This is a genomic window from Pseudomonas sp. AC239, assembly GCF_979258545.1.
The window spans coordinates 4,498,974-4,519,325 of record NZ_OZ409864.1; the positions used below are offsets into that span (position 1 = coordinate 4,498,974).

The 20,352-nt window shown below is 56.0% G+C and carries 23 protein-coding genes; 13 read left to right on the top strand and 10 right to left on the bottom strand.

Features of this window, described 5'->3' with window-relative positions:
- Window positions 1-84 precede the first annotated feature (84 nt).
- Complete coding sequence (locus ACZ0AZ_RS20705) at window positions 85-1,068, bottom strand: helix-turn-helix transcriptional regulator (RefSeq protein WP_463538024.1); 984 nt, start codon at window positions 1,066-1,068, stop codon at window positions 85-87.
- 186 nt (window positions 1,069-1,254) lie between these two features.
- Between ACZ0AZ_RS20705 and ACZ0AZ_RS20710 the strand changes: the two genes are divergently transcribed.
- A complete protein-coding gene (locus ACZ0AZ_RS20710; protein ID WP_463570711.1) occupies window positions 1,255-2,079 on the top strand; it encodes an AraC family transcriptional regulator in 825 nt (274 codons plus the stop codon).
- 71 nt (window positions 2,080-2,150) lie between these two features.
- Window positions 2,151-2,537 carry a cupin domain-containing protein gene (locus ACZ0AZ_RS20715; RefSeq protein ID WP_129998498.1) on the top strand — a complete coding sequence of 129 codons (387 nt, stop codon included), beginning with the start codon at window positions 2,151-2,153 and terminating at the stop codon, window positions 2,535-2,537.
- Window positions 2,538-2,848: 311 nt separating this feature from the next.
- Here the strand turns inward: ACZ0AZ_RS20715 and ACZ0AZ_RS20720 are convergent, their stop codons facing one another.
- Window positions 2,849-3,241 (bottom strand): helix-turn-helix domain-containing protein, encoded by a 393-nt coding sequence (locus ACZ0AZ_RS20720; RefSeq protein WP_039758866.1) that lies wholly within the window; start codon window positions 3,239-3,241, stop codon window positions 2,849-2,851.
- Window positions 3,242-3,455: 214 nt separating this feature from the next.
- Here ACZ0AZ_RS20720 and ACZ0AZ_RS20725 point away from each other — a divergent pair, with 214 nt between their 5' ends.
- A complete protein-coding gene (locus ACZ0AZ_RS20725) occupies window positions 3,456-3,917 on the top strand; it encodes a Rid family hydrolase (RefSeq protein WP_463538027.1) in 462 nt (153 codons plus the stop codon).
- Here the strand turns inward: ACZ0AZ_RS20725 and ACZ0AZ_RS20730 are convergent.
- Together ACZ0AZ_RS20730 and ACZ0AZ_RS20735 are read right to left on the bottom strand one after the other, a co-directional pair.
- Window positions 3,914-4,921, bottom strand: a complete 1,008-nt coding sequence (locus ACZ0AZ_RS20730) for a LysR family transcriptional regulator (RefSeq protein WP_125926186.1) — start codon at window positions 4,919-4,921, stop codon at window positions 3,914-3,916. The two genes, ACZ0AZ_RS20725 and ACZ0AZ_RS20730, sit on opposite strands and share 4 nt — an antisense overlap.
- A 287-nt stretch (window positions 4,922-5,208) precedes the next feature.
- Window positions 5,209-5,820: a DapH/DapD/GlmU-related protein gene (locus tag ACZ0AZ_RS20735; RefSeq protein ID WP_463538028.1), complete on the bottom strand. Its 612-nt coding sequence runs from the start codon at window positions 5,818-5,820 to the stop codon at window positions 5,209-5,211.
- A gap of 104 nt (window positions 5,821-5,924) precedes the next feature.
- On the opposite strand from ACZ0AZ_RS20735, the gene ACZ0AZ_RS20740 reads away from it, so the two are divergent.
- Entirely contained in the window at window positions 5,925-6,224 is a 300-nt protein-coding gene (locus tag ACZ0AZ_RS20740) for a hypothetical protein (protein WP_016774369.1), read from the top strand.
- A 43-nt stretch (window positions 6,225-6,267) separates the two neighbouring features.
- Here the strand turns inward: ACZ0AZ_RS20740 and ACZ0AZ_RS20745 are convergent, their stop codons facing one another.
- The 3 genes from ACZ0AZ_RS20745 to ACZ0AZ_RS20755 all read right to left on the bottom strand — a co-directional run bounded on the left by ACZ0AZ_RS20745 (window position 6,268) and on the right by ACZ0AZ_RS20755 (window position 9,743).
- A complete protein-coding gene (locus ACZ0AZ_RS20745) occupies window positions 6,268-7,170 on the bottom strand; it encodes a bestrophin family protein (protein ID WP_024012629.1) in 903 nt (300 codons plus the stop codon).
- A gap of 158 nt (window positions 7,171-7,328) precedes the next feature.
- Complete coding sequence (locus tag ACZ0AZ_RS20750) at window positions 7,329-8,639, bottom strand: NTP/NDP exchange transporter (protein WP_463538029.1); 1,311 nt, start codon at window positions 8,637-8,639, stop codon at window positions 7,329-7,331.
- Window positions 8,640-8,696: 57 nt separating this feature from the next.
- The gene (locus ACZ0AZ_RS20755) at window positions 8,697-9,743 is read right to left on the bottom strand and encodes an SDR family oxidoreductase (RefSeq protein WP_463538030.1); all 1,047 of its coding nucleotides are present in this window, start codon (window positions 9,741-9,743) and stop codon (window positions 8,697-8,699) included.
- 146 nt (window positions 9,744-9,889) lie between these two features.
- On the opposite strand from ACZ0AZ_RS20755, the gene ACZ0AZ_RS20760 reads away from it, so the two are divergent.
- The 5 genes from ACZ0AZ_RS20760 to ACZ0AZ_RS20780 all read left to right on the top strand — a co-directional run bounded on the left by ACZ0AZ_RS20760 (window position 9,890) and on the right by ACZ0AZ_RS20780 (window position 14,144).
- The gene (locus tag ACZ0AZ_RS20760; RefSeq protein WP_463570708.1) at window positions 9,890-10,822 is read left to right on the top strand and encodes a LysR family transcriptional regulator; all 933 of its coding nucleotides are present in this window, start codon (window positions 9,890-9,892) and stop codon (window positions 10,820-10,822) included.
- A 123-nt stretch (window positions 10,823-10,945) separates the two neighbouring features.
- On the top strand, window positions 10,946-11,476 hold the full coding sequence (locus ACZ0AZ_RS20765; RefSeq protein ID WP_227974323.1) for a PAAR domain-containing protein: 531 nt from the start codon (window positions 10,946-10,948) through the stop codon (window positions 11,474-11,476).
- Window positions 11,473-12,366, top strand: coding sequence for a hypothetical protein (locus ACZ0AZ_RS20770; RefSeq protein ID WP_039758853.1), 894 nt, complete (start codon window positions 11,473-11,475; stop codon window positions 12,364-12,366). The genes ACZ0AZ_RS20765 and ACZ0AZ_RS20770 overlap by 4 nt, the downstream gene beginning before the upstream one ends.
- Window positions 12,367-12,392: 26 nt before the next feature.
- Window positions 12,393-12,998, top strand: coding sequence for a hypothetical protein (locus tag ACZ0AZ_RS20775; RefSeq protein WP_129998504.1), 606 nt, complete (start codon window positions 12,393-12,395; stop codon window positions 12,996-12,998).
- Window positions 12,999-13,196: 198 nt separating this feature from the next.
- On the top strand, window positions 13,197-14,144 hold the full coding sequence (locus ACZ0AZ_RS20780; protein WP_039758851.1) for a hypothetical protein: 948 nt from the start codon (window positions 13,197-13,199) through the stop codon (window positions 14,142-14,144).
- Between the two features lie 130 nt (window positions 14,145-14,274).
- On the opposite strand, the gene ACZ0AZ_RS20785 is transcribed toward ACZ0AZ_RS20780, so the two are convergent.
- Window positions 14,275-14,787: a nuclear transport factor 2 family protein gene (locus ACZ0AZ_RS20785; RefSeq protein ID WP_463538031.1), complete on the bottom strand. Its 513-nt coding sequence runs from the start codon at window positions 14,785-14,787 to the stop codon at window positions 14,275-14,277.
- Window positions 14,788-14,978: 191 nt separating this feature from the next.
- On the opposite strand from ACZ0AZ_RS20785, the gene ACZ0AZ_RS20790 reads away from it, so the two are divergent.
- A complete protein-coding gene (locus tag ACZ0AZ_RS20790; RefSeq protein WP_463538032.1) occupies window positions 14,979-15,959 on the top strand; it encodes an AraC family transcriptional regulator in 981 nt (326 codons plus the stop codon).
- 79 nt (window positions 15,960-16,038) lie between these two features.
- Here ACZ0AZ_RS20790 and ACZ0AZ_RS20795 read toward each other — a convergent pair whose 3' ends face one another.
- A complete protein-coding gene (locus tag ACZ0AZ_RS20795) occupies window positions 16,039-16,725 on the bottom strand; it encodes a hypothetical protein (protein WP_463538033.1) in 687 nt (228 codons plus the stop codon).
- A gap of 70 nt (window positions 16,726-16,795) precedes the next feature.
- The gene (locus ACZ0AZ_RS20800) at window positions 16,796-17,158 is read right to left on the bottom strand and encodes a DUF6124 family protein (RefSeq protein ID WP_463538034.1); all 363 of its coding nucleotides are present in this window, start codon (window positions 17,156-17,158) and stop codon (window positions 16,796-16,798) included.
- Between the two features lie 546 nt (window positions 17,159-17,704).
- Between ACZ0AZ_RS20800 and ACZ0AZ_RS20805 the strand changes: the two genes are divergently transcribed.
- The 3 genes from ACZ0AZ_RS20805 (at window position 17,705) to ACZ0AZ_RS20815 (ending at window position 20,323) form a co-directional block, all read left to right on the top strand.
- Window positions 17,705-19,030, top strand: a complete 1,326-nt coding sequence (locus ACZ0AZ_RS20805) for an APC family permease (protein ID WP_463538035.1) — start codon at window positions 17,705-17,707, stop codon at window positions 19,028-19,030.
- Window positions 19,027-19,566, top strand: coding sequence for a DUF488 domain-containing protein (locus tag ACZ0AZ_RS20810; RefSeq protein ID WP_463538036.1), 540 nt, complete (start codon window positions 19,027-19,029; stop codon window positions 19,564-19,566). The genes ACZ0AZ_RS20805 and ACZ0AZ_RS20810 overlap by 4 nt, the downstream gene beginning before the upstream one ends.
- Before the next feature lie 130 nt (window positions 19,567-19,696).
- Entirely contained in the window at window positions 19,697-20,323 is a 627-nt protein-coding gene (locus ACZ0AZ_RS20815) for a TetR/AcrR family transcriptional regulator (protein ID WP_039758841.1), read from the top strand.
- The last annotated feature ends 29 nt before the right edge of the window (window positions 20,324-20,352 follow it).

Consider the following 20,352-nt stretch of genomic DNA (forward strand, 5'->3'; position numbering starts at 1 on the left):
CTTTTTGCCAAGTGGCCTGTCTGGGGTTAGTCGCCCTGAGATTTCTGCTGTTCAATCAAATGCAGGTTTCGCCGGACCGAATGGTCAACGCCTGGCCTTCAGCTCCGCCGGGCTCACGCCGTAAGCACTCTGAAAATACTGACAGAAGCGCCCGACATTGCTGAAGCCAAACCGCAACGCCACTTCCGTCACGGAGCCTGCATGCCCGCGCGCCAACGCCTCATAGGCGCGCTGCAAACGCACCTGACGCTGATAAGCCACAATCGTCATCCCGACAAAACGCCGAAAGCCTTCCTGCAAGGCGCGCTGGCTGACATGGCTCAACCGCGCCAGATCCACACCACTGACCAACTGCTGCGGATGCGCCTGGATAAACTCCATCGCCACCTTCACATGTCGCGGCGCCACACATGGCGCCGGCTGGCGCAGCGCCTCGGTGAAATTGTGCGGCCACGCCTCCAGCACCGCATCGATCAACATCTCGCGCAAGCGCGACGGCATCAGCGTGCCGCTGTTGATCAACGCATCGAACTCGGTGCCGGTGGCCAGATCAATCAACGCCTTGAGGCCCTTGAAAGCTGGCGCATTCAGATCAACGCTGGGCTCAAACACGATTCTCTGGACAATCGGCTTCTCCAGCAGCGCCGCCAACCGCTCGGTGAGCTGCTGACGATTGATCGAGATGCCGTGATGCGCATGATCATCAACAAAGCGCATCGAACGGATATCCGCCTTGTCGATCGCCAGACCGACATGCGCCATGCCGATGGACTCGGTGGCGTGGTTGAAAACGATCTTGCCGGCGGTGGGGATGACGAAGGTGATTTCATTCTGCGGATCGGGGAGGGCGACGCTGAAGTCGCCGTGGTAATGCATACGCCGAAAACTCACCCCGTCGTGCCGCCCGTAGACCCCGCCGATGATGATGTTGGAGGGCGGCGGCGGAGTATCGGCGTAGCGGTTGCCGAAGAGCCTGGAGAACAGGGCGCCGAAGTCGGAAGAGGTGAGGTTGTCGGAGCGCAGGATGATTTTTTGGCGGGTTGGGGAGGTGGCGGTGATGGGCAGCATTTTGGAATGCGGGCTCTTGGGGCGATGGCGGGGACTGGTAGAGCCTAAGGAGCAGGCGTGACGGTTCAGTGACAGGACTGGAGCCATGGACTGCTTTCAGGCAAAAGCAGACAGCCAATACTCGCACTTGTATATTCCCGGCAGACAGATCACCACGTCCGAACAGACTCGGGAACGTACGCATTCATGGATAGGAAAAAAGGCCAACCCGACAGCACTGACTGGGTCATCCGCAGTGTTCAACCAGGAGGAATCGAGCGTATTGAAGCGTGGTTCGGCAGCCACGGCTACGATCCTCATCGACATGACACCTACTCCATCGGCCGCACGTTGGCGGGCGTCCAGAGCTTTCACTATGTAGGCTCGTTGCGCCACGGTATCCCCGGCAATACGCTCGTGCTTCATCCAGACGAACTTCACGATGGCATGGCCGGGACTGATGCAGGCTTTCGTTATCGGATGGCTTACATTGATCCGGCAATGATTCAAAACATCCTGGGTGGCGAGCCCTTGCCTTTTATCACGGGGGGGCTTTCAAACGACCCACGGCTGTTACATGCCAGTGAAACATTTGTGAAAGCAGTGGATCATCCGCTGGAAGCATTGGAGCAACAGGACGCGCTGTATGACTTGGCAATGGCGTTGCGTGCCGTCGCGGGCAAGCCGCGCGGGCGCAAGCGCCTGGATTACCGCGCAGCCGAGCGTGCCAGAGCGTTCATCCTGGAACACTTGGATTCATGCATCACGCTGGAGATGCTCGAGTGTGCCAGCGGGCGCGAACGCTGGAGCCTGTCACGCGACTTCAGAACGCTTTACGGTACGAGTCCTTACCGATTTGTCACCCTGCGCCGCCTGGACCGGTTCCGCTCATTGGTGGTTGAAGGTTTTACCCTGGTCGATGCAGCGCTCGTCGCGGGGTTTCACGATCAAAGTCATATGACGCGACATTTCACCCGCTGTTACGGCATCCCGCCCATGCGCTGGCTGGAACGATTGCGCGCCGCACGCTGAGTTGCAGGATCGTACAAGAGACCCTATTCCTTGCTCTATAGGCTGGCGACTTCAACCACAGAGGATTCGTCATGGCAGAGCTCCGTCATCAATATTCATCAGTTCCTGTAAACCTGGCACATAAGGCTTCGCTGATCGAACAACAATGGAGTCCCAGGGTTGTGGCAGAGATGAATGACTACCAGTTCAAGGTTGTGCGAATCGAAGGCGAATTCATCTGGCACTCGCATCCTGAGACCGATGAAGCATTTCTTGTTTTGGAAGGCACCTTGCGCATTGATCTGCTGGAAGGCTGTGTCTATGTGAATCCAGGTGAACTCTATGTGGTACCCCGCGGCATGGAACATCGCACGGCTGCCCAAGGTGAAGCCAAGCTGATGATGATCGAGCCGCGAGGCATCTTGAACACGGGGCATGAAGATGGCGAAAGAACGGCTTTGAACGACGTCTGGATATAATCCAACGCACATCCTGTGCAATGTCTGCGCAGAGTTGCAATTGCTGACCTGACCAGCAGCTATGAGTTAAAAGCGAGTTCTGACTTCTCATGCAAAGATTGTTATGAGAAAGGACCATGGACTTGATTATCGATTTGATAGGTCATCGGATTGGCGTGTTCGTGTTGGACTTAATGAATGACGGCCGTTTCAAGGTAGAGAGTGGTTTAGCATGGGGTTGTCGTCGGCGGACTGATTCTGTTATCTCCATTCGCAGCATTCTGGGGTTAAATCTGCAAGTACGAATTAGCCCCGTTATGCAGCTTGTCAAATCACAGCGCAGGCGATTGACTGTTCTGTTTCCAAGCCCTGGGAGTCACACCTTCGGTTTGCACAAATGTTCGACTGAAGTGAGACTGATCAAAGAAACCACATTCTAGTGCGATCTCTGCAACCAACAATCTTGACGTCTGAAGCAGCTGCTTGCCCCGTAGAATCCTTTGCTCTCGCATCCATTCTTTGGGTGAGACGAGAGTGCTTTTTTTGAACTGACGAGTGAAATGGCTGCGCGACAGCGCACACGCCTGTGCGATAGCTGCCACGGAGATATGTGCGTCCAGGTTATCGAGCATCAGCTGCTTGGCGCGCTGGATCTGCCAGGGTTTCAATTGTCCGGTTTGTTTAGCCGGATCCTTTTGTGAGGACGCGCATGTTTCCTTGTTCATCCTGATTCCTTTTTCCCATTAGCCGGTTGATCAGCTCAATCCAGCGGTCAGTCGATGGGAAAAATCTAACGGAAGGCGCGACGGTATGGGGGCGCAATTTTGCGCTACTGGAGGCGCAAAAATGCACATTCCCAGTCGCGTTCCCGATGCTAGCCTTTGCCTCCCGACAACTCGAATCGACATCATTCGATTCGTCATCTGCAAGGAGAAAGCAATGGCTGCCTCACAACCGCACGGCAAAAACACCGCTTACTGGGGAGTCTCATGGGAGGAGGGCTACGGCTATCCCCAGGCCAGAAAAGTCGGAAACGAGATCTATATCTCGGGTCAGTTCAACCACGATGAGGAGGGTAATCTCGTTGCTCCCGCGCCCCTGAATAGCGAGGGTAAACCCAGCGATTTCTCGTCGATAGGAGAGCAAATGCGCGCCTCCTACGACAATATCGCCAAGCTGCTCGCGCTCTATGGAGCAACCCTTGATGATGTCGTCGAAGAAACGCTGTACGTATTGGATATGGACGCGGCATTCGCCATCGTAGGTGATGTGCGCAAAGCCGCATATCGCACTGAGCGGCCACAGTGCGCGAGCAATATCATCGGTGTATCCAGGTTGGCTCAACGTTCACAGCTGATTGAAATTGTCTGCAAAGCTGTCATCGGATCTCGCGCCGACTAAGAGACGCTCCCGGTTTCGCCCTGCGCAACCGGGAGATCCAATTGCCCTTCGATCAAAGGCTTTTGATGCGCTACGGCTGCTGCACAAAAAGTCATGAATGCTTTGACTCTCCATGACTTTCGAATGTCCTGATGCGTAAGCAGCCAGAGCTCGTCCTGTAGTTCGCGCACAACTGGTCCTACGCGTGTCAACCCAGGCGTAATGTCTCCCAGCATGCACGGAAGAAAGCCGTAACCAAGTCCTGCCGCAATGGCGACGCTCGCGGCCGCGACGGAGTCCGTACGATAAGAAATACAGTCGGCGCCGATTCTGTCTTCGACGTAGCTTTTGGCCTTCAGTCCACATAATCCTGCGGAATACGACACCCATCGCTGGCCTTCTGCGAAGGGGGTAGTAGTCGCGTGTTTTATGCTGCCATAAGGCGCCCATGCGATCGAAGCGAGCTTGCGCCCGACGAGACTTTCGGCAGGTTTTTTGGTCGCTCTTACCGCTACGTCAGATTCATCGCGGGCGAGACTTAACGTCTCGTTGCCGACCAGCACCTCGATGGCAATTCCTTCATTAAGCGCCTTGAAGTCGGCGATGATCGGCGTGAGGAAATACAAAAGCAGGGAGTCGCTGGTAGTGATCCGAAGCTTTCCCTGTGGCCCTTGACCTGCCCGAGAAACCCGACGTGTAACGCTGACGATATCAAGCTCGACGCGTTCGGCGAGCGCCCTTAACTCGATGCCTTCTGGCGTGAGCATGTACCCAGAGCGACGGTGGTCAAATAGGGCGACCCCAAGTGTCTTTTCCACTTGAGCCACGCGACGCGATACGGTGGATACATTGATCCCCAACCGTTTCGCTGTCGTGGCTCTATTACCGCATTCGCTTAGCGTTTTGATGATTCGCAAGTCGTCCCAAGAAAGCTGACTTACAGCATCGCTTAAATTCTGGGTGACGCCGGTTGGTACGGGCGGAGTGGTTGAAGCTTTTTTTGATGACGGTTTCACGCCAAGCATCCCAAACTTAGATTGCTCATCATACGAAATGGCTGGAGGTGAACCAAGAAATCGCGTGCACAAGCAGACTTTGCCCAAGCATTCTGATTGAACAAGGTGTCAGTCGGTGGGGTGGCGAAGGTCGGATTTTTGCTATTGGCCGATTTCGGCCCAAAGCGGTCATCCTTTGTGCAAGAGGTGTTTGGGATCTGGGCCAGGAAAAATCGATGTTATGAAAGCGGGCATAACGGACGCGCCTATGAAGATGGATGCCATTGGCCGAAGACGTACTCTCGCCAAAATTGGTTTCACTCATAAGCAAACTGATCAATCAATCCCAAGCGAGGAACACGCGTATCGGGCCGCAACAAAGCGCCAGGAGCAATCACAGCGTTTGCGCCAATCTTGCAGCCGTCACCCACCAGCGCTCCGAACTTGCTGACGCCTGTGTCGATCACCTGATCTTCATGGCGGATCTTGATATCGGCTCCGTCCAGTTCGTTACGGTAGTTGGCGATGATCGCGCCGGCTTCAATATTGACCGCTTCGCCGATCAATGAGTCGCCGACGAAGTTGAAGTGGGCAAGCTTGCTGCCATCGAGCATGAAGGTACTTTTCAGCTCGCAGCTGGGGCCAACGATGCAGTTTTTGCCGAGGTATACACCTCCCCGTAGATAAGCCCCCGCCGCGACGAAGCAGCTTTCGCCGATGATGATTGCGCCTTTGAGAACGGCGCCTTGCTCAACGATGGCGGTTTCATGAATCGCACAATTATTGTGGCGCCGGTATCCCGGGCCGAGCGTTTCAAGCAATTCCAGAATCCGGCTCTCGCAATCCTGAACCACCGCCCAAGGGGCAGCGGAGTCCACGCCCAGTAATGGCCATTGAGCGATGTAATCTTCAATTTTTGGCGATTTCATAAGAGTCTTCCGAATAAGTGGGGCGTGGGTGGACTGTCGACGACTTGAACGACTCGCTACGCCTGCCAGTCGTACCTGTACAAGCATTTTCAAGGTACGGCGCAATGGATAAGACAATCACCGTGGATCAACTGGCAACCACTGATCTTGGATCAATCAACGAGATATGGCTCGGCGGGACCCATACTCAGTTATGCCTATGGCGTGCTGAACAAGTCTTCACCCATGAAATGCTCAGCGAGGGAACCCATGATCAGAATGTCCGACGCCTGTGCTTGCAGCTGGTGGATCCCGACGATCGTGACGCAGTGGCACGTGTTGAGGCGGTAGCGCGCGAACGACTCGAAGAAATGGGCAAGCAGGGCGAGTTTTACCCGGCCGAGGCGGCGGACACTCGTCAATAGCCGCCCCGCATCTGATGAAAAGCGCTGCTGCTAAAGCAGCGCCTCAAGCGGGCTCCTCAACCCTGCGCACATCCCCCAACGAATCACGCTGCATCGATTGCAAATTCTTTTCGATGGTTTCGCACAGCGCTTCCATTTGAATCTGGTGTTCGCTGTGGCGAAACGGGCTTTGCAGATCAGTGCCGATGCGCTCGATGGCCAGCAGCATGAATCCCACCACGGTCGACGCCAGCGGCGTGAACCAGCCGAGGGATTCGACCAGTCCTATCGGTACGATCAGGCAGAACAGCGAAATGAACAGCCGTGGAAAATACACGTAAGGGTAGGGCAGCGGGGTATTGGCGATCCGCTCCATGCCGCCTTGGCTGTTGGACAAGTCCACCAGCGTCGACTCAAGCCGCGCCAGACGAATACTGTCCAGATGCCCGGCCTTGTATTCGCGAGCGAGCAAAGTCGCCGAGCCGGTGAGGATATCGTTGGCAAAGTTATTGGTTGTGCCACTGCGGGCGAATTCTTCGGCGGGAATAAACGCCCGCACCTCGTCGGGACACGGCTGACCTTGCAGGTGCGCGGCGAGGCAATTCACGTAGGCGACGTGGCGGCGCAACAGCGTCGATTTGACCGGGTTAACCTCGCCACCGGCGTCGTCCAGCAGCGTCAGCACCTGCCGGGCGAAGCTGCGGGAATTGTTGATCATCGACCCCCACAGCGTCCGCGCTTCCCACCAGCGGTTGTAAGCGCTGCTGTTGCGAAAACTGATCAACACGATCAACGCCGAACCGAGCAACGTCAGCGGCATCAGCGGCAGATTCAGCTTGGCGTTGAGAAACAGCATGAAGTCGACGGTGACGGCGATATCCCAGAGCAGCAGCCAGAACAACGACCAGCCCACGTAGCCGAGGGTCTTGATGATCAGACGGTATTTTTTGACGATGGCAGCTTTCAAACGGAAACCTCGCGACGAGCTGTTTGCTTAAACGCTTAAGCTCGGACGATGCCTGGCACCGGCAGTTCCCTAGTGGGGCGGTCAGCCGTCAGTCGGTCTGCAAAGACTGGCCCGTCGGATGCTTTGGAGATAAACCCTCGTATCTCGATTCGACCTCGCTACGCTGGGGTTTGCCGCGCTGCCGACAACCTGGCTCGGCGGTCCGCCCGCTCGCCGAGCCGCCATCCCAGCAGCCCCCACAGCAGTGCACACAACGCGCCGACCAGCGCTGCCATGCCTGCTCCCTGGCTGAGGGCGTCCAGCGCGCTTTTCGCCCAGGCACTGATGGCGTCGCCGGCGCGGTAGACCACGGTGTCGATGAAGTTCTTTGCCTTGTACTTGCTTTCGGCATCGAGCGGGGCAAACAGCATTTCCCGACCTGGGCGCACGAAGGCGTACTCACCGATGCGGCGCACGATCATCAGCGCGGCGATCAGGCCAAAGCCGGGCGCGAAGATCAGCCCGATAAACCCCGCGCACATGACCAGCGGCACCATGGCCAACAGCACGCCGACGCCGAGCCTTTGGGCGAGGCGCCCAGTGATGAACAACTGGCAGAGCAGGGCGCCCGCCTGCACGACAAAGTCGATGATGCCGAACACGCGCACCTGCGCCGCGCGGTCCGGGAAGTGTTCGGCGACGACGCGTGCCTGCTCGAAGTAAAGGAAGGTGGAGACTGTCGCCAGCAGCACCACAAAGCCGCAAATGCCGAGCAGATAGGGTGATTTCAGAACGGCGGTCATACCGCTGAACGGATTGCCCGGCAACGGCCTGCGAGGGCTTTCGCTCGGCGCGGCATCGGGGCGTCCTGCGCCACCCCGTTCACGCCAGCGCATCAGCTGGCGCTTGAACCACATCGCAGCGGCGAGCAGAACAGCGGCCAGCAGCATCAGGCCGGACTCGCCCAGCGGACCGATCAGCAAGGCGCTCAGCGCAGGTCCACTCAAGCCGCCGACGCTGGCGCCCGCCGCGATGAAAGCGAATAGACGTTTGGCCTGGGCACTGTCGAATACATCGGCCATCAGGCTCCAGGCGACCGATACGACAAACAGGTTGTAGACCGATATCCATACATAAAACACGCGCGCCAGCCACGGGCTTTCCTCGCCCAGGAACAAGACGGCGAACAACAGCAGATTGGTGCAGAAGAATCCGTACACCCAGTCCACGAAATGCAGGCGCGGCACGCGTGCGCTGAGCCAGGCGAACAGCGGAACGGCCGCCAGCATTACCAGGAAGGTCGCGGTGAACAGCCACTGCAAGTTCTCGACGCCGGCAGTGATGCCCATCGATTCGCGGATCGGACGGAGCATGAAATAGCCGGCGAACAGGCAAACGAACAGCAGAAAACCGTTGAGCGCAGGGCGCAGCTCGTGAGCCTCGGCATTGATGATGGCGCCGGCGCGGTGTGCGAGAAGAGACGTATCCATGTTGCGCTCCTGTGGGAGTGGCGGGGCAACGGCACGGGGCCTGCCCGTGCCGGGCGGTCAGCGGTAGGTGACGCCGGTCAGTCGCTCGGAGAGTTGCCACAGTGTGGCCGAATTCGAGCGATCGGCAGCGGCCGGCGGCATCTTGGCGAAGCCCAGCGGCCCGCGCTTTTCGTTATCACCGGTTGGGCCGTAGTAGGCGCCGCCAACCGCCTCCAGCGCCGTCGCCGCATACAGCGTGGGCAGCGCGCCCTGCGCTGCGGAATGATACATGTCCCGCTCTACCGCCCATTGTTTGCCGAATTCACTGTCCAGGCCAGGCCCCCGGGCGACGAGCTCGGTCACGGCAACGCCGGGGTGCGCGGCGATGCTGCGTATCCCCCAACCGGCGGCATCGCTGCGCTGCTGCAGCTCGATACTCCACTTCAGAACCGCCAGTTTCGATTGGCTGTAGCTGGCGAAAGGGTCGTAACTGCGCTCAGCCTGCAGGTCATCGAAGTTCAGGCTTGCGCGCCCGGCGGCGATGCTCGACAGGCTGACCACCCGACCATCGTCGCTTTTGCGTAGCAGAGGCATCAGCAGGCCGGTCAAGGCGAAATGCCCCAAGTAATTGGTCGCCAGTTGCATCTCGTAGCCATCGACCGAAACGCCTCGAACAGGCGGCGACATGATCGCAGCATTGTTAATCAGCACGTCGAGCCTCGGCAGGCGACCTTGCAGACGGTTGGCGAGATCGCGCACCGATTGCAGATTGGCAAGGTCCAGCGTTTCGAATTGCAGGCGCGCCTCGGGCACGGCTTGCTTGATCTTCGTGATCGCTTCGCGGCCGCGCTCGGCGTTGCGTGCGGCGATGATCACCTCGGCACTGGCGCGCGTCAGGGCCAGCGCGTCTTCATAGCCCATGCCGCTGGTCCCTCCGGTAACCAGCACGATGCGGCCTTTCTGGCTGGGCATGTCGTGGGTTGACCAGTCCGGCTTCGGCTCCGTTCGAGGATTCGCCTGCGCAGCCAGTGTGCCGGCCATCGCGGAAATGGCGAACAGCATCCGGGCGGCATTGAGGAGGCGTTGGGTCGCGGTATTGCTCGGCGTAGCGGGTGAATGGCTCATCGGGGGATTCTCATTCGCGTGACAGGTTCCCGGTTGGCGGGGGCGAGTGAGCAGTATCGGTGTACGAATGCGCGAGGATAAGTCGGGCATTGGTGGATGGCCCGTACGGTATGGCGTACAGTCAGCCGCTTGCGGAGGAAGCGTCCATGCGTAAACCAAACCTTACCGATGTGTCGATATTTGCTGCGGTGGTCGAGGCGGGGGGATTTCGTGCTGCCGCGCAAAAGCGCGGTTTGTCCGCCTCGTCGCTGAGCGATTGCATGCGTCGGCTGGAAAGCGATCTGGGCGTGCGCCTGCTCAATCGAACCACGCGCAGCGTCACGCCGACGGCGGCCGGCGAACGATTGCTCGAGCGCCTGCGCCCGGCTTTGCAAGAAATCGACGCCGCTTTCAACGATCTGGACGACGACGCTCAGCGCCCGGTCGGCACGCTCAAACTCAATGTGCCAGTCCCGGTGGCACGTTTTCTGTTGCCCGACCTGCTGGCGCGTTTTCTGCGCCTTTATCCAGGAGTCAGTGTCGAAGTCGTCATGGACAACACCTTTGTCGACGTCAACGCTGGCGGGTATGACGCCGGCGTGCGCTATGAAGAGAGCCTCGCCAAGGACATGATCGCCGTGCCCATCGGCCCGCGTCGCCAACGCTTCGTAGCGGCCGCCGCCCCGGGCTATCTGGCTGAACGCGGTACGCCCACTCACCCCGAACAACTGCCGGGCCATGACTTGCTTGGCCATCGGTTTGAGAGTGGCAAAGTCGGCGTATTCGAATTCCATCGAGACGGCCGTATCGTGCGTATCCCGCCTCAGGGGCAACTGCTGACGTCGTCGCACGATCTGAAAATTCGCTCGGCCATCAATGGGCTGGGCATCGTCTATACCTTCGAGGACTTCCTGCGCGAGCCACTCTCCGATGGGCGACTGGTGCCGATACTCGAGGACTGGTGGCAGGCCTTCGACGGGCCGTTTGTTTACTACCACGGACGCCGTCATATGCCTTCGCCGCTGAGGGCGTTTGTGGATTTTTTGCGTGCTGAACAGCAGATTGCGGAGAGTTCAGGTGTCTTTAGCATCGTTTCGTAAGGCCAATCACCCCTCAATCGAACTCTGCATCACCCCCAATGCCCCAATCTGGGGTACATATGGTTGGCGACCCTTCTTTTATGCCAGAATTCCGCTGATTCTAATTTTACAAGGATGTTAAAGATGTCAGGCAAACCTGCCGCTCGCGTTACCGATCCTACTTCTTGCCCTCTGCCTGGTCATGGCGTTAATCCAATTGCCTCTGGGTCTCCAGACGTTTTCTTCGATGGGTTAGCTGCCGCTCGGCAAACTGATAAGAGCGCATGTGGCAGCCCTATCGTCGGAGATGTAGCGTCGACGGTGCTCATCAATGGATTACCTGCAGCAACCGTTGGTAGCACTGGCGCCCATGGGAATAACGTCATCGCTGGCTCCAGTACCGTAATAATTGGTAACTCGCATACTCCAGCGGATTTCACACCTCCTTCCGCAATGCCGCTTTGGGCACTGGTCTTCGATGAGCAGTTTCGTATCGTTGGTACTGATGGTCAGCCATTAGCTAACGTTCCCTACCACATCAAAGATGAGTCAGGAATGGTCTATACCGGGTTTTCAGATGAGTCAGGACGTACTCCGAGAATTGCTACGAGCAAACAAGAAACTCTGGAAATTACTACAGGAGTTGCGGCCCTTGAAAAGTGGGGTGAAGCATGACGGAGTTTTCTTGCAAAGTACCCACAAACAAGGAAGCCGGCTCGGTAAGTAACGTACCTGGCTATGCGATGCCGGCGAATATTCATCTTTTCGTCGCAGTCGATGAAATCGGAAAGGATGGATTTTTAGTTAGAAAAATTTACTCGTCTCCGGACAATCCTCATCTTGTTGCAAAAAATTTACCGGAATTCCAGATGAAACACGAAGTCTGGCCCGAAAAATATGGTATGCGCCCCGTCGCTCCGAACTCAAATGCCACCGTAGCAGAACACGTATTCAGCAGCAGGAAATATCCATCAAGCTATCTTTCAACAAGCTCCGAGTTTCCCGGTGGCTCTCCAAGGTTCGACGGAAAAGTTGTCTATATCGACATTGAGAAAGCGAAGGCGGCTGGAGCAAAGTTAGTTACGACGGAGGAAATCCTTAAGTCGTTAGAAGACTATAAAAAAGTAGCTCCGAAGAACTCGGCGAGAATCGACCAGATTGCTAGCTGGGTGAGAGATATCGACAAAGAAGTACTGGTGAAAGCAGAAAAAGTACCAGCTAATGCGATTTTCACACCAAGGTCTTATCAAGTGACCAATACGCTCATGAAGGGTGCAAGAGTCGTAAGGGTTTTCGCCATTGGATTTACTGCGTATGACCTAAAATTAGCCACAGAAGAATCAATTAAGCAGAAAAGCGTTAAACCTATTTCTGTCGAAGTGGTGAAACAAGCAGGCGGCTGGGGAGGCGCGATGGCCGGTGCAAGGATAGGGTTCGTTGCAGGTGCTGCGGTTGGTATAGAAACCGGACCTGGTGCATTTGTAAGTGGTGCAATCGGTGGAATAATATTTGGCACTGCAGGGTACCTGGGCGCGACCTGGCTCGCTGACTACTTACAAGAGTGAAAAAGTATATGAGCTGGCTAGGTCGTATGAAGAAGGTGTTCAAGACTACCCCTGAGGAGCAAATCGTTGGTTATTCGGTTGTAGAGTTAAAATCTATATTTGGAATCACGATCACTGAGGCTGTAGCAGGGCATCGAAATTACCCTGTTTACTCAGCGTTGACTCCTGCAGGAATACAAGCCTATTACTCAAGTTTTGTCATCGACAAAGCTGAGGTGGCTGGTGTTGAAAACCTTATTAACGAACGGTTCTCACCCGTCAATGAAAGAGTGTTCAATGGATTGGTCGTAACTCGCTTTCAGCATCGACTGAGTGGTGAGCAGCTTATATTGTCTATTTCATATAAAGAATTCAATAGCGCTACGATTCGGCTGGTCACCAACAGTTCTCAGCTATTGTCCCGGTTAAGCGAAACAAAAATTGCGGCTCCTCCTCCGTGGTTGGTCTTCGATGGATACGAGGCGTCTTGGTGGGGAGGTGACATGCAGGGGGCACAAGGTTTTTACAACGACAACTATTTCTTTCCGTTTTTTTCATCGCTAAGTCCAGCAGAAAGAACTGCTTATTACGCAAGATATTCCGCACCTGAGGAGTGGATCAGGAGCCTAGAGTTGACTCTGGATCTCGAATAGCTATAGCTATAGCTCTGCTTCGGTCAAAAGTAGGGCACAGTTCGATGGCTGCTTTCGGCCAAGAGCTGTCGTTTATTATGCCTACAGATTTTGGAGCGATCCGATGATCCGAGCACAGTCTCTACTCGAATAAAAGTGCCTCATCGCGGCTTTAATCAAGACTCACCATTTTAAATACGATGTTTTTTTAGGATAAAAATGCAAGAAATCTTAGAGTCAATAACCCTTCTTGATACGAAGGACTTGATTTTGCTGGGGCTAGGGGGAGTTCTCGGATATTTGCTCAGTCTTATCGCCGCCAAACAAACCGAGAAAAAGAAAGACTTGGTATTGGAAGTCTTAGGGCGCCAGATCGTTGCAGAGGCCACTGAATATTGTCCTTTTCGGATTGTCGATCTCGCTGGTGAGCCGCTGGACAACGTTTACTTTATCGTTGTGCGCGTGTGGAATAGAGGTCGAGAAGCAGTGCGGGGCGATGAAATTTCACCCAGTGCACCTATCACGATTGACTTGGGTGACGATATCAAAGTTATTGGGCCACCCCGTGTGACTAAACCTCATCAGGCGATGGATTTTTCCATCAATTTAGTAGATCAGAACAGATATCAAATTGGTTTTGACTGTTTGAATCAAGACGAATGGGTGCAAATCGGTTTTTACACGGCTGGCAATCCCAGAGCAGTAATAAAAGGGACTGGCCGTGTGTTCGGACAGCATTCAGATTTTGCTATAACCACTGATGATTCCAAGGCTACTATTTATGAAAGACTAACTGCTTTGATTGCGTTCGCGATGATCGTTAGTAGCCCGTTCTGCCTCTTTTTTGCATTATGGTGGATATACGAGGACTACACATTGGCAGAAGTTTTTCATCAGCCTGACAAACTACCAAAAACTCTATCAGCGATGCTATACCTAGGCATACTCATACCAGTGATCTCGGCATTCTATTTCTTTTCTCTGTGGCTAAAGCGTAAACGCAACCCTAAAGGCTACCCTATACGCGAAGATTTTGAGCCGACCCAGAGCCAGTCGTTAAAAGCTTTTTATCTGACAGCGCTGCATGGAAAACGCTACGAAGTATCTACATCAGTCCATGACTACGGTGAGATAACAGTGCGTTCTTCCCCAAGCAAAGAGCCGTAACTCATTGAGACGCAAGTAGCCTCTCATGGATGGCGGCTATTGGCCGAAACCCGACATTCGGTAGCTGGCCCCTCCGTATATCTTGCAGCTTCTTGCAAGCAGATCCTTCAGGCGATCCTGGCGGGCTTATCTATTCCACATCGCCAGCTTTAAGGGGAATCCGCCTGATAACGTCATCGTAAGGCACCAGGTCGAGAAAGGCAGTGACTTCGGCTGCCTGCGAGTTTTGCATGCGCATGATCCATACGTAGCTGTTGCGATAAGGCGCGCCGTCGGCTGCGGTGGCGGTGCCGTCCCAGTGGACAACGATGTCATCGCCTTCAGCCCAGATATCCGTCACCGTCGGGCGAACGGGCGAGGCGAGCCGTTTTGCGAAGGGTTGGACTGCGCGTTTCAGGAAGTCATCTCGGCCGCGATAAGTACCCGCCGAAGGGCTCGTCCCCTTGATTGTCCAGATCACATCGGGAGCCAGCACATCTGTGAAGAACGTCCGGCCGCCCTGAGCCCACTGGTTGAACGCTTGCGCAACGAATTGGCGATTGCGTTCCGTAGTTGGTTCGCTGGCCACGGCGGGCGCCGGCCCTGCGATGAGTGTGGTGAAGACTAGTGCTAGCGCTGTAGAGAGGCGTTGAACAAGCGTCATTTCCTGTGCTCCTTAATCTGTTCGATGAGCCCCGTCGAGTTGGATGGGCCGTTGTTGTTTTCTGTAAGCCGCTAGTTGCGTTCCCCGACGCCGTTGTTCTATATGAGGCATTGGCAAAGAATCGGCGCGGGTGTGGACGGCAGTTTCTCTGGGCTTCATCTGAAGTGTGACTTATGAGCGGAGGAGGGCTGTTGCAGGATCGTCCTGATTTCTTGCTTGATCATCCGATACCAGATGCCCAACCGCCGAATCCCCACGTTATGGAGTTGTGTTTGAATTCCCTTTCAAAGCTTGTCGATATCGTTGGTCGTCACGTCCGGGATGACGGCATTCACAGCACCGCGATTCCGGGTGTCAGCCTGATTCGTTCGGCTTCGCCCACGATGCCTATGCCGGTGGTGTACGAGCCGACACTCTGCCTAGTGGCTCAGGGACGGAAACAAGCGATGCTGGGCACTACCGCCTATGTTTACGACCCGGCCAAGTACCTGATTGCATCGGTAAACCTTCCGGTGATGGGCTCGGTCATCGAGGCGAGCGAGGCTGTTCCTTATCTGTGCCTGGCGCTGGATCTCGATACCACTGTGTTGAGTGAACTGGTGCTGCGCCATCCGCTAAGAGAAGAGAGCGTCAGTGCACCGCCGGCAGGCATTACGCTCAACGATACGACTCCAGAACTGCTGGATGCTGCGGTTCGGCTGGCCGGGCTGCTCGACAGGCCACGGGATATCGAAGCGCTCGCTCCGCTGGTGATTCGCGAAATGCTTTATCGCCTTCTAACCGAGAATGGCAACAGCATCATCAGGCAGATGGCACAAGCAGACGGCCGCTTGAACCAGATCGCCAAGGCCATTGACTGGTTGCGCAGCCACTACAACGAAGCGTGTCGGATAGATCAACTCGTCGAAATCGCCGGCATGAGCCGTTCTTCGTTTCACACGCATTTCAAGGCGATCACCTCGATGAGCCCGCTGGAGTTTCGTAACCAGTTGCGGCTACAGGAAGCACGTCGGCTGATGGTCACCGAAGCGGTCGACGCCGCAGAGGCGGGATATACAGTCGGTTACGAAAGTCCTTCGCAGTTCAGCCGAGACTACGCCCGCTTGTTCGGTATGCCACCAGCGAAAGACGCCTGGCGGCTGCGCACGGCAGTCGAGGTGCCGAGCGGATGACTGGGCGACGGTTGCCCTGCGGGCCAAAGCGCTTGGCTCCAAGGACGCGATCCACACGAAGCGGCATAGATTACGAGCTTCACCGCTTGTATTTATAATTCTGCACCTCGCCAGTGATGCTTTTGAGCCCTGTCTTCGGTAGCTCGAACGTCTGAAATTCAACGCCTGCCGCGTCAACCTTGACTCGTTTCAGTAGATAAAGCATGTCGTCAGATTCTGAAATCTTGCATCCGCTGAACTGGTCCAGATTTTGGTACTTAAACTGCCGCACCTCGCACGTGGTTGCCAGTTCCAGCGCTGCTGCCCGTCCCGCGTTTGAAGGCACTCGGACCAACAGATACCAAGCGGTCATCAACAAAAACGCGAGCAAGAAAATCGAACCCACAATGATAAACATGCCGCGGTTTTCTGCGGCTCGTTCACGCACATCGACTACCCATTCTGACGGTGGGGCAGGTTGGCGCGCGTCCAGTTTGCGTTTTTCAAAAAGCAGTATCAGGAGAGAAACAATCCCGACCAGAGCCATGGTGAACAAGAGAGCAGAGAGAAAAGATCCGAACCCGGAAGCACCATAGGAAAGGTATTGCTGGGCGCTGATGTTCAATCGTTCGATGGGGACATCAAGCGTCAGATAAAACTTTTCCAAGTGAGCGAAACCGCTAAGGGTGAAAGCGCCCAGCATGCTTGCTATAAAAAGAGCTGCATCGATGCGTAGATATTTTGTCAGTCCGCGCGGGTTTGCCGATGGGTTGTTCTGTTCGCTCATTTCTTTACCTTCAGATCTGGAGATTGGAAACCCTGTGAGAGGTTAGTAAACCGTCACAGGGCATCTTCGTTTACTCCACCGGCACGACATTATCCAACGCCTGATTAACCGCGAGCTCGCCGAGCATCACTACCTGCGCGATACCTTGCAGTGTCTTGCGCGCAGATCCTTCAACCATCCCGATCACATCACTCAGCATTACCGAGGCCGAGCCCAGCGATTCGCTGGCGTTGACCAGCAATTCTTCGGTGGCGATTTTCGGGTTGGCGAGGAACATGCTGCTGGTCTGGTAGGGCGTGGTTTTGAGGGTGTCGGTGGGTTTGAGGTAGTGGTCGAGGGCGCGGTCGGCGGCTTCGTGGAGTTTGTTTGAGTCGAGGGATTCGTAGGGGGAGGTTGCGTCTGACTGTGGCGGGTTGGGCGTGACTTTGAACATGGTGAAGCTCCATATGTGACCAAGGGAGCCATCACTCTCGCTACCAAACGAAGGGTGGTGGCCATACGAAGGTTGGTAGACCGGCCCACATGGAAAAACCGGCGCGCTCGAAAACGCCCTGCGCATGGCCACCATAAAACCGATGCGAAAGCATCTGCATACGATGACGTTATGCGCCATGTGGAGAGCGGGCTACCAAACCCGATCACTGTTTTCAGTGACCGGCCAACGATAGAACCCCGGCCCGAGGCGCACAAGCCGGCGGATTCTGGCGTAGTCGTAGGCAATGGCGCAAGGCGTTGTAGCTTGCTGGAATAGTCTGGATGTCGGCTTTAAACGGGGTGTTTAGGGAATTGGTTTGGGCTGAGGTTTTGTGTTGATCGGGCTGGGGTCTTCGCGAGCAGGCTCGCTCCCACAGGTGTCGAGTTGGCAATGTTTATAGCGTCGTGCCGACAAGCCCTATCACACATTTTGAACTTTGCTTTCGGCGCCATTTCAATTGTTTGAGGTGACAACCCTCCAGCTCCTACCCACCTGAACCAAGGAATGACCGTGACGGCTCCCACTCATAAACCTGCTCTGCGCCGGGCTATCACTTTCCCGATGCTGTTTCTGTTCATTCTCGGCGATGTACTCGGCGCGGGTGTTTACGCACTCGCCGGAACGATTGCAGGGGAGGTGGGCGGCGCGATTTGGGTGCCGCTGCTGATTGCGCTGTTCTTCGCCATGTTGACGGCGGGTTCCTACGCAGAGCTGGTGACCAAATATCCCCACGCCGGCGCGGCTTCGGTGTTCGCGGAAAAGGCGTTCAAATCACCGCTCATTTCCTTCCTGGTCGGTTTTTGCATGCTGGCGGCTGCGGTCACCAGCGCTGCGGGTTTGTCGCTGGCGTTTGCCGGTGATTACCTCAACGCCTTTGTCGACGTATCGCCGCAGATTGCAGCCTTGGTCTTTCTTCTGGCTATCGGCCTGCTCAATGCGCGGGGGATCAAGGAGTCGCTTGGGGCAAACCTGGTGATGACGGTGATTGAACTGTCCGGGTTGATTCTGGTGATCGTGGCTGCAGTCTGGTATTTCCGCACAGGCGAGGCGGATCTGGGGCGGACGCTCACGTTCAAGCCCGGCGTCAGTCCGATGCTGGCGGTGCTGGGGGCGGCATTGTTGGCCTTCTATTCTTTCGTAGGCTTCGAAACCTCGGCGAATCTGGCGGAGGAAATCAAGGACGTGCGCAAGGTTTATCCGCGTGCTCTTTTCGCGGCTTTGCTCACGGCTGGTGTGGTTTACATGGCGGTGGGTGTGGCAGCTTCTTCGGTGTTGCCTACCGAGAAGTTGGTCGCCACGTCGGCGCCGTTACTCGAAGTTGTCCGCGCATCGACCCTCCAAATTCCACCGACACTCTTCTCCTTCATTGCGCTGATCGCTGTCGCCAACGGTGCGCTGCTAACCATGATCATGGCCAGTCGATTGACCTATGGCATGGCCAACCTTGGGCTGTTGCCGGGTGTTTTGGGTGCGGTGCTGCCTGGACGAAAAACCCCGTGGGCTGCCATTGGCGCAACCATCCTGGTAGCGATTGCGCTGACGCTCACCGGTACTTTGGCAACGCTGGCAGAGACCGTCGTATTGCTGTTGTTGTTCGTGTTTCTGAGTACCAATGTGGCGGTGCTCGTCCTTCGTCGCGACAGGATTGAGGAAGATCACTTCCGCGTGCCGACCTTTGTCCCGGTGCTTGCGATCGTCTCGTGTCTGGTGCTGCTCAGTCAGCAAGGCTGGGAAACGTGGTTGCGCGCGGGGGCGTTGCTCATTGTCGGGATGTTGCTGCACGGCTGCTCTCGCATGAAGTTTTCCGCGATCAGCAAGCCCAGCCAATGAGCACAGTCATTTTCACCATTGGCCATTCCACCCGGCCAATCGACGTCTTCATCCAGATGCTGAAAAGTTTCGGCGTTAACGCCGTGGTGGACATCCGCACCGTGCCACGCTCGCGGACCAATCCGCAGTACAACCTCGATGTGTTGCCAGACCTGCTCGCCGAATCTGACATCCAGCATTACCAGATCGCCAGCCTCGGCGGCTTGCGCAAGAAATCGAAAACCGTGCCGGATGAGGTCAACGCATTCTGGGACAACCGCAGCTTCCACAACTACGCGGACTACGCCTTTTCGGACGAGTTTGAACAGGGGCTGAATCAACTGTTGCGGCTCAGCGACAGCAGACGCTGCGCGATCATGTGCTCGGAGGCTGTCTGGTGGCGCTGCCATCGTCGGATAGTTGCCGATTACCTGCTGAGCCGAGGCGTGGAGGTCTTGCACATCATGGACATAGGCAAGTCCACGGAGGCAATACTCAATCCTTCGGCCGAGCGAACAGGGATTAAGCTTTGCTATCCGAGGCGTTTGGAGGGGTAGGGTTCGACTGAGGTTCTTCGTCGATTGGGCGGGCGTCTTCGCGAGCAGGCTCGCTCCCACAGTGGGTGGATAGTGGTATTGAAATGTGTCACACGTTGTCAGTCGGCGGGCGGGTGAGTAAGCTGCCGACATGAATCAGACTTCAGTTTCCCCATCCTTCCCCGGCCCGCGTGGTCCCGTCGATCACGACATTCGTGATCAGATTGTCGCGGCGGCCAACGAGCATTTCAGCCAGTACGGCTATGCCAAAACCACGGTGTCCGATCTGGCCAAGGCCATCGGTTTCTCCAAGGCGTACATCTATAAATTCTTCGATTCCAAGCAGGCGATAGGCGAAGCCATCTGCGCGAACTGTCTGGGGCAGATCGTGGCGGCGGTCGAGCAGGCGATCAATGAAGCAGACCTGACGCCGACCGAGCGCTTCCGTCGTTTGGTAAAAACCGTGATCGCCACGGGTGTGAACCTGTTCTTCAACGACCGCAAGCTCTACGACATTGCCGCATTCGCCGCTGGCGAAAACTGGCCGAGTGCGCAGCGTTACGATGCGCAGATCAAGCGCTTTATCACCGACATTGTCCGTGAAGGGCGAGAGGCCGGTGAGTTCGAGCGCAGGACGCCGCTGGATGAAACCGTCGAATCGATCCACTTGGCCCTGCGGCCCTTCGTCAATCCGCTGATGCTGCAACACAACCTGGACTTCATCGAAGTGGCGCCCACGCTGACTTCGAACCTCATCTTGCGCAGCTTGATGCCTTGACGCTCTGCTGATCCGAGGAGTCGGATCAG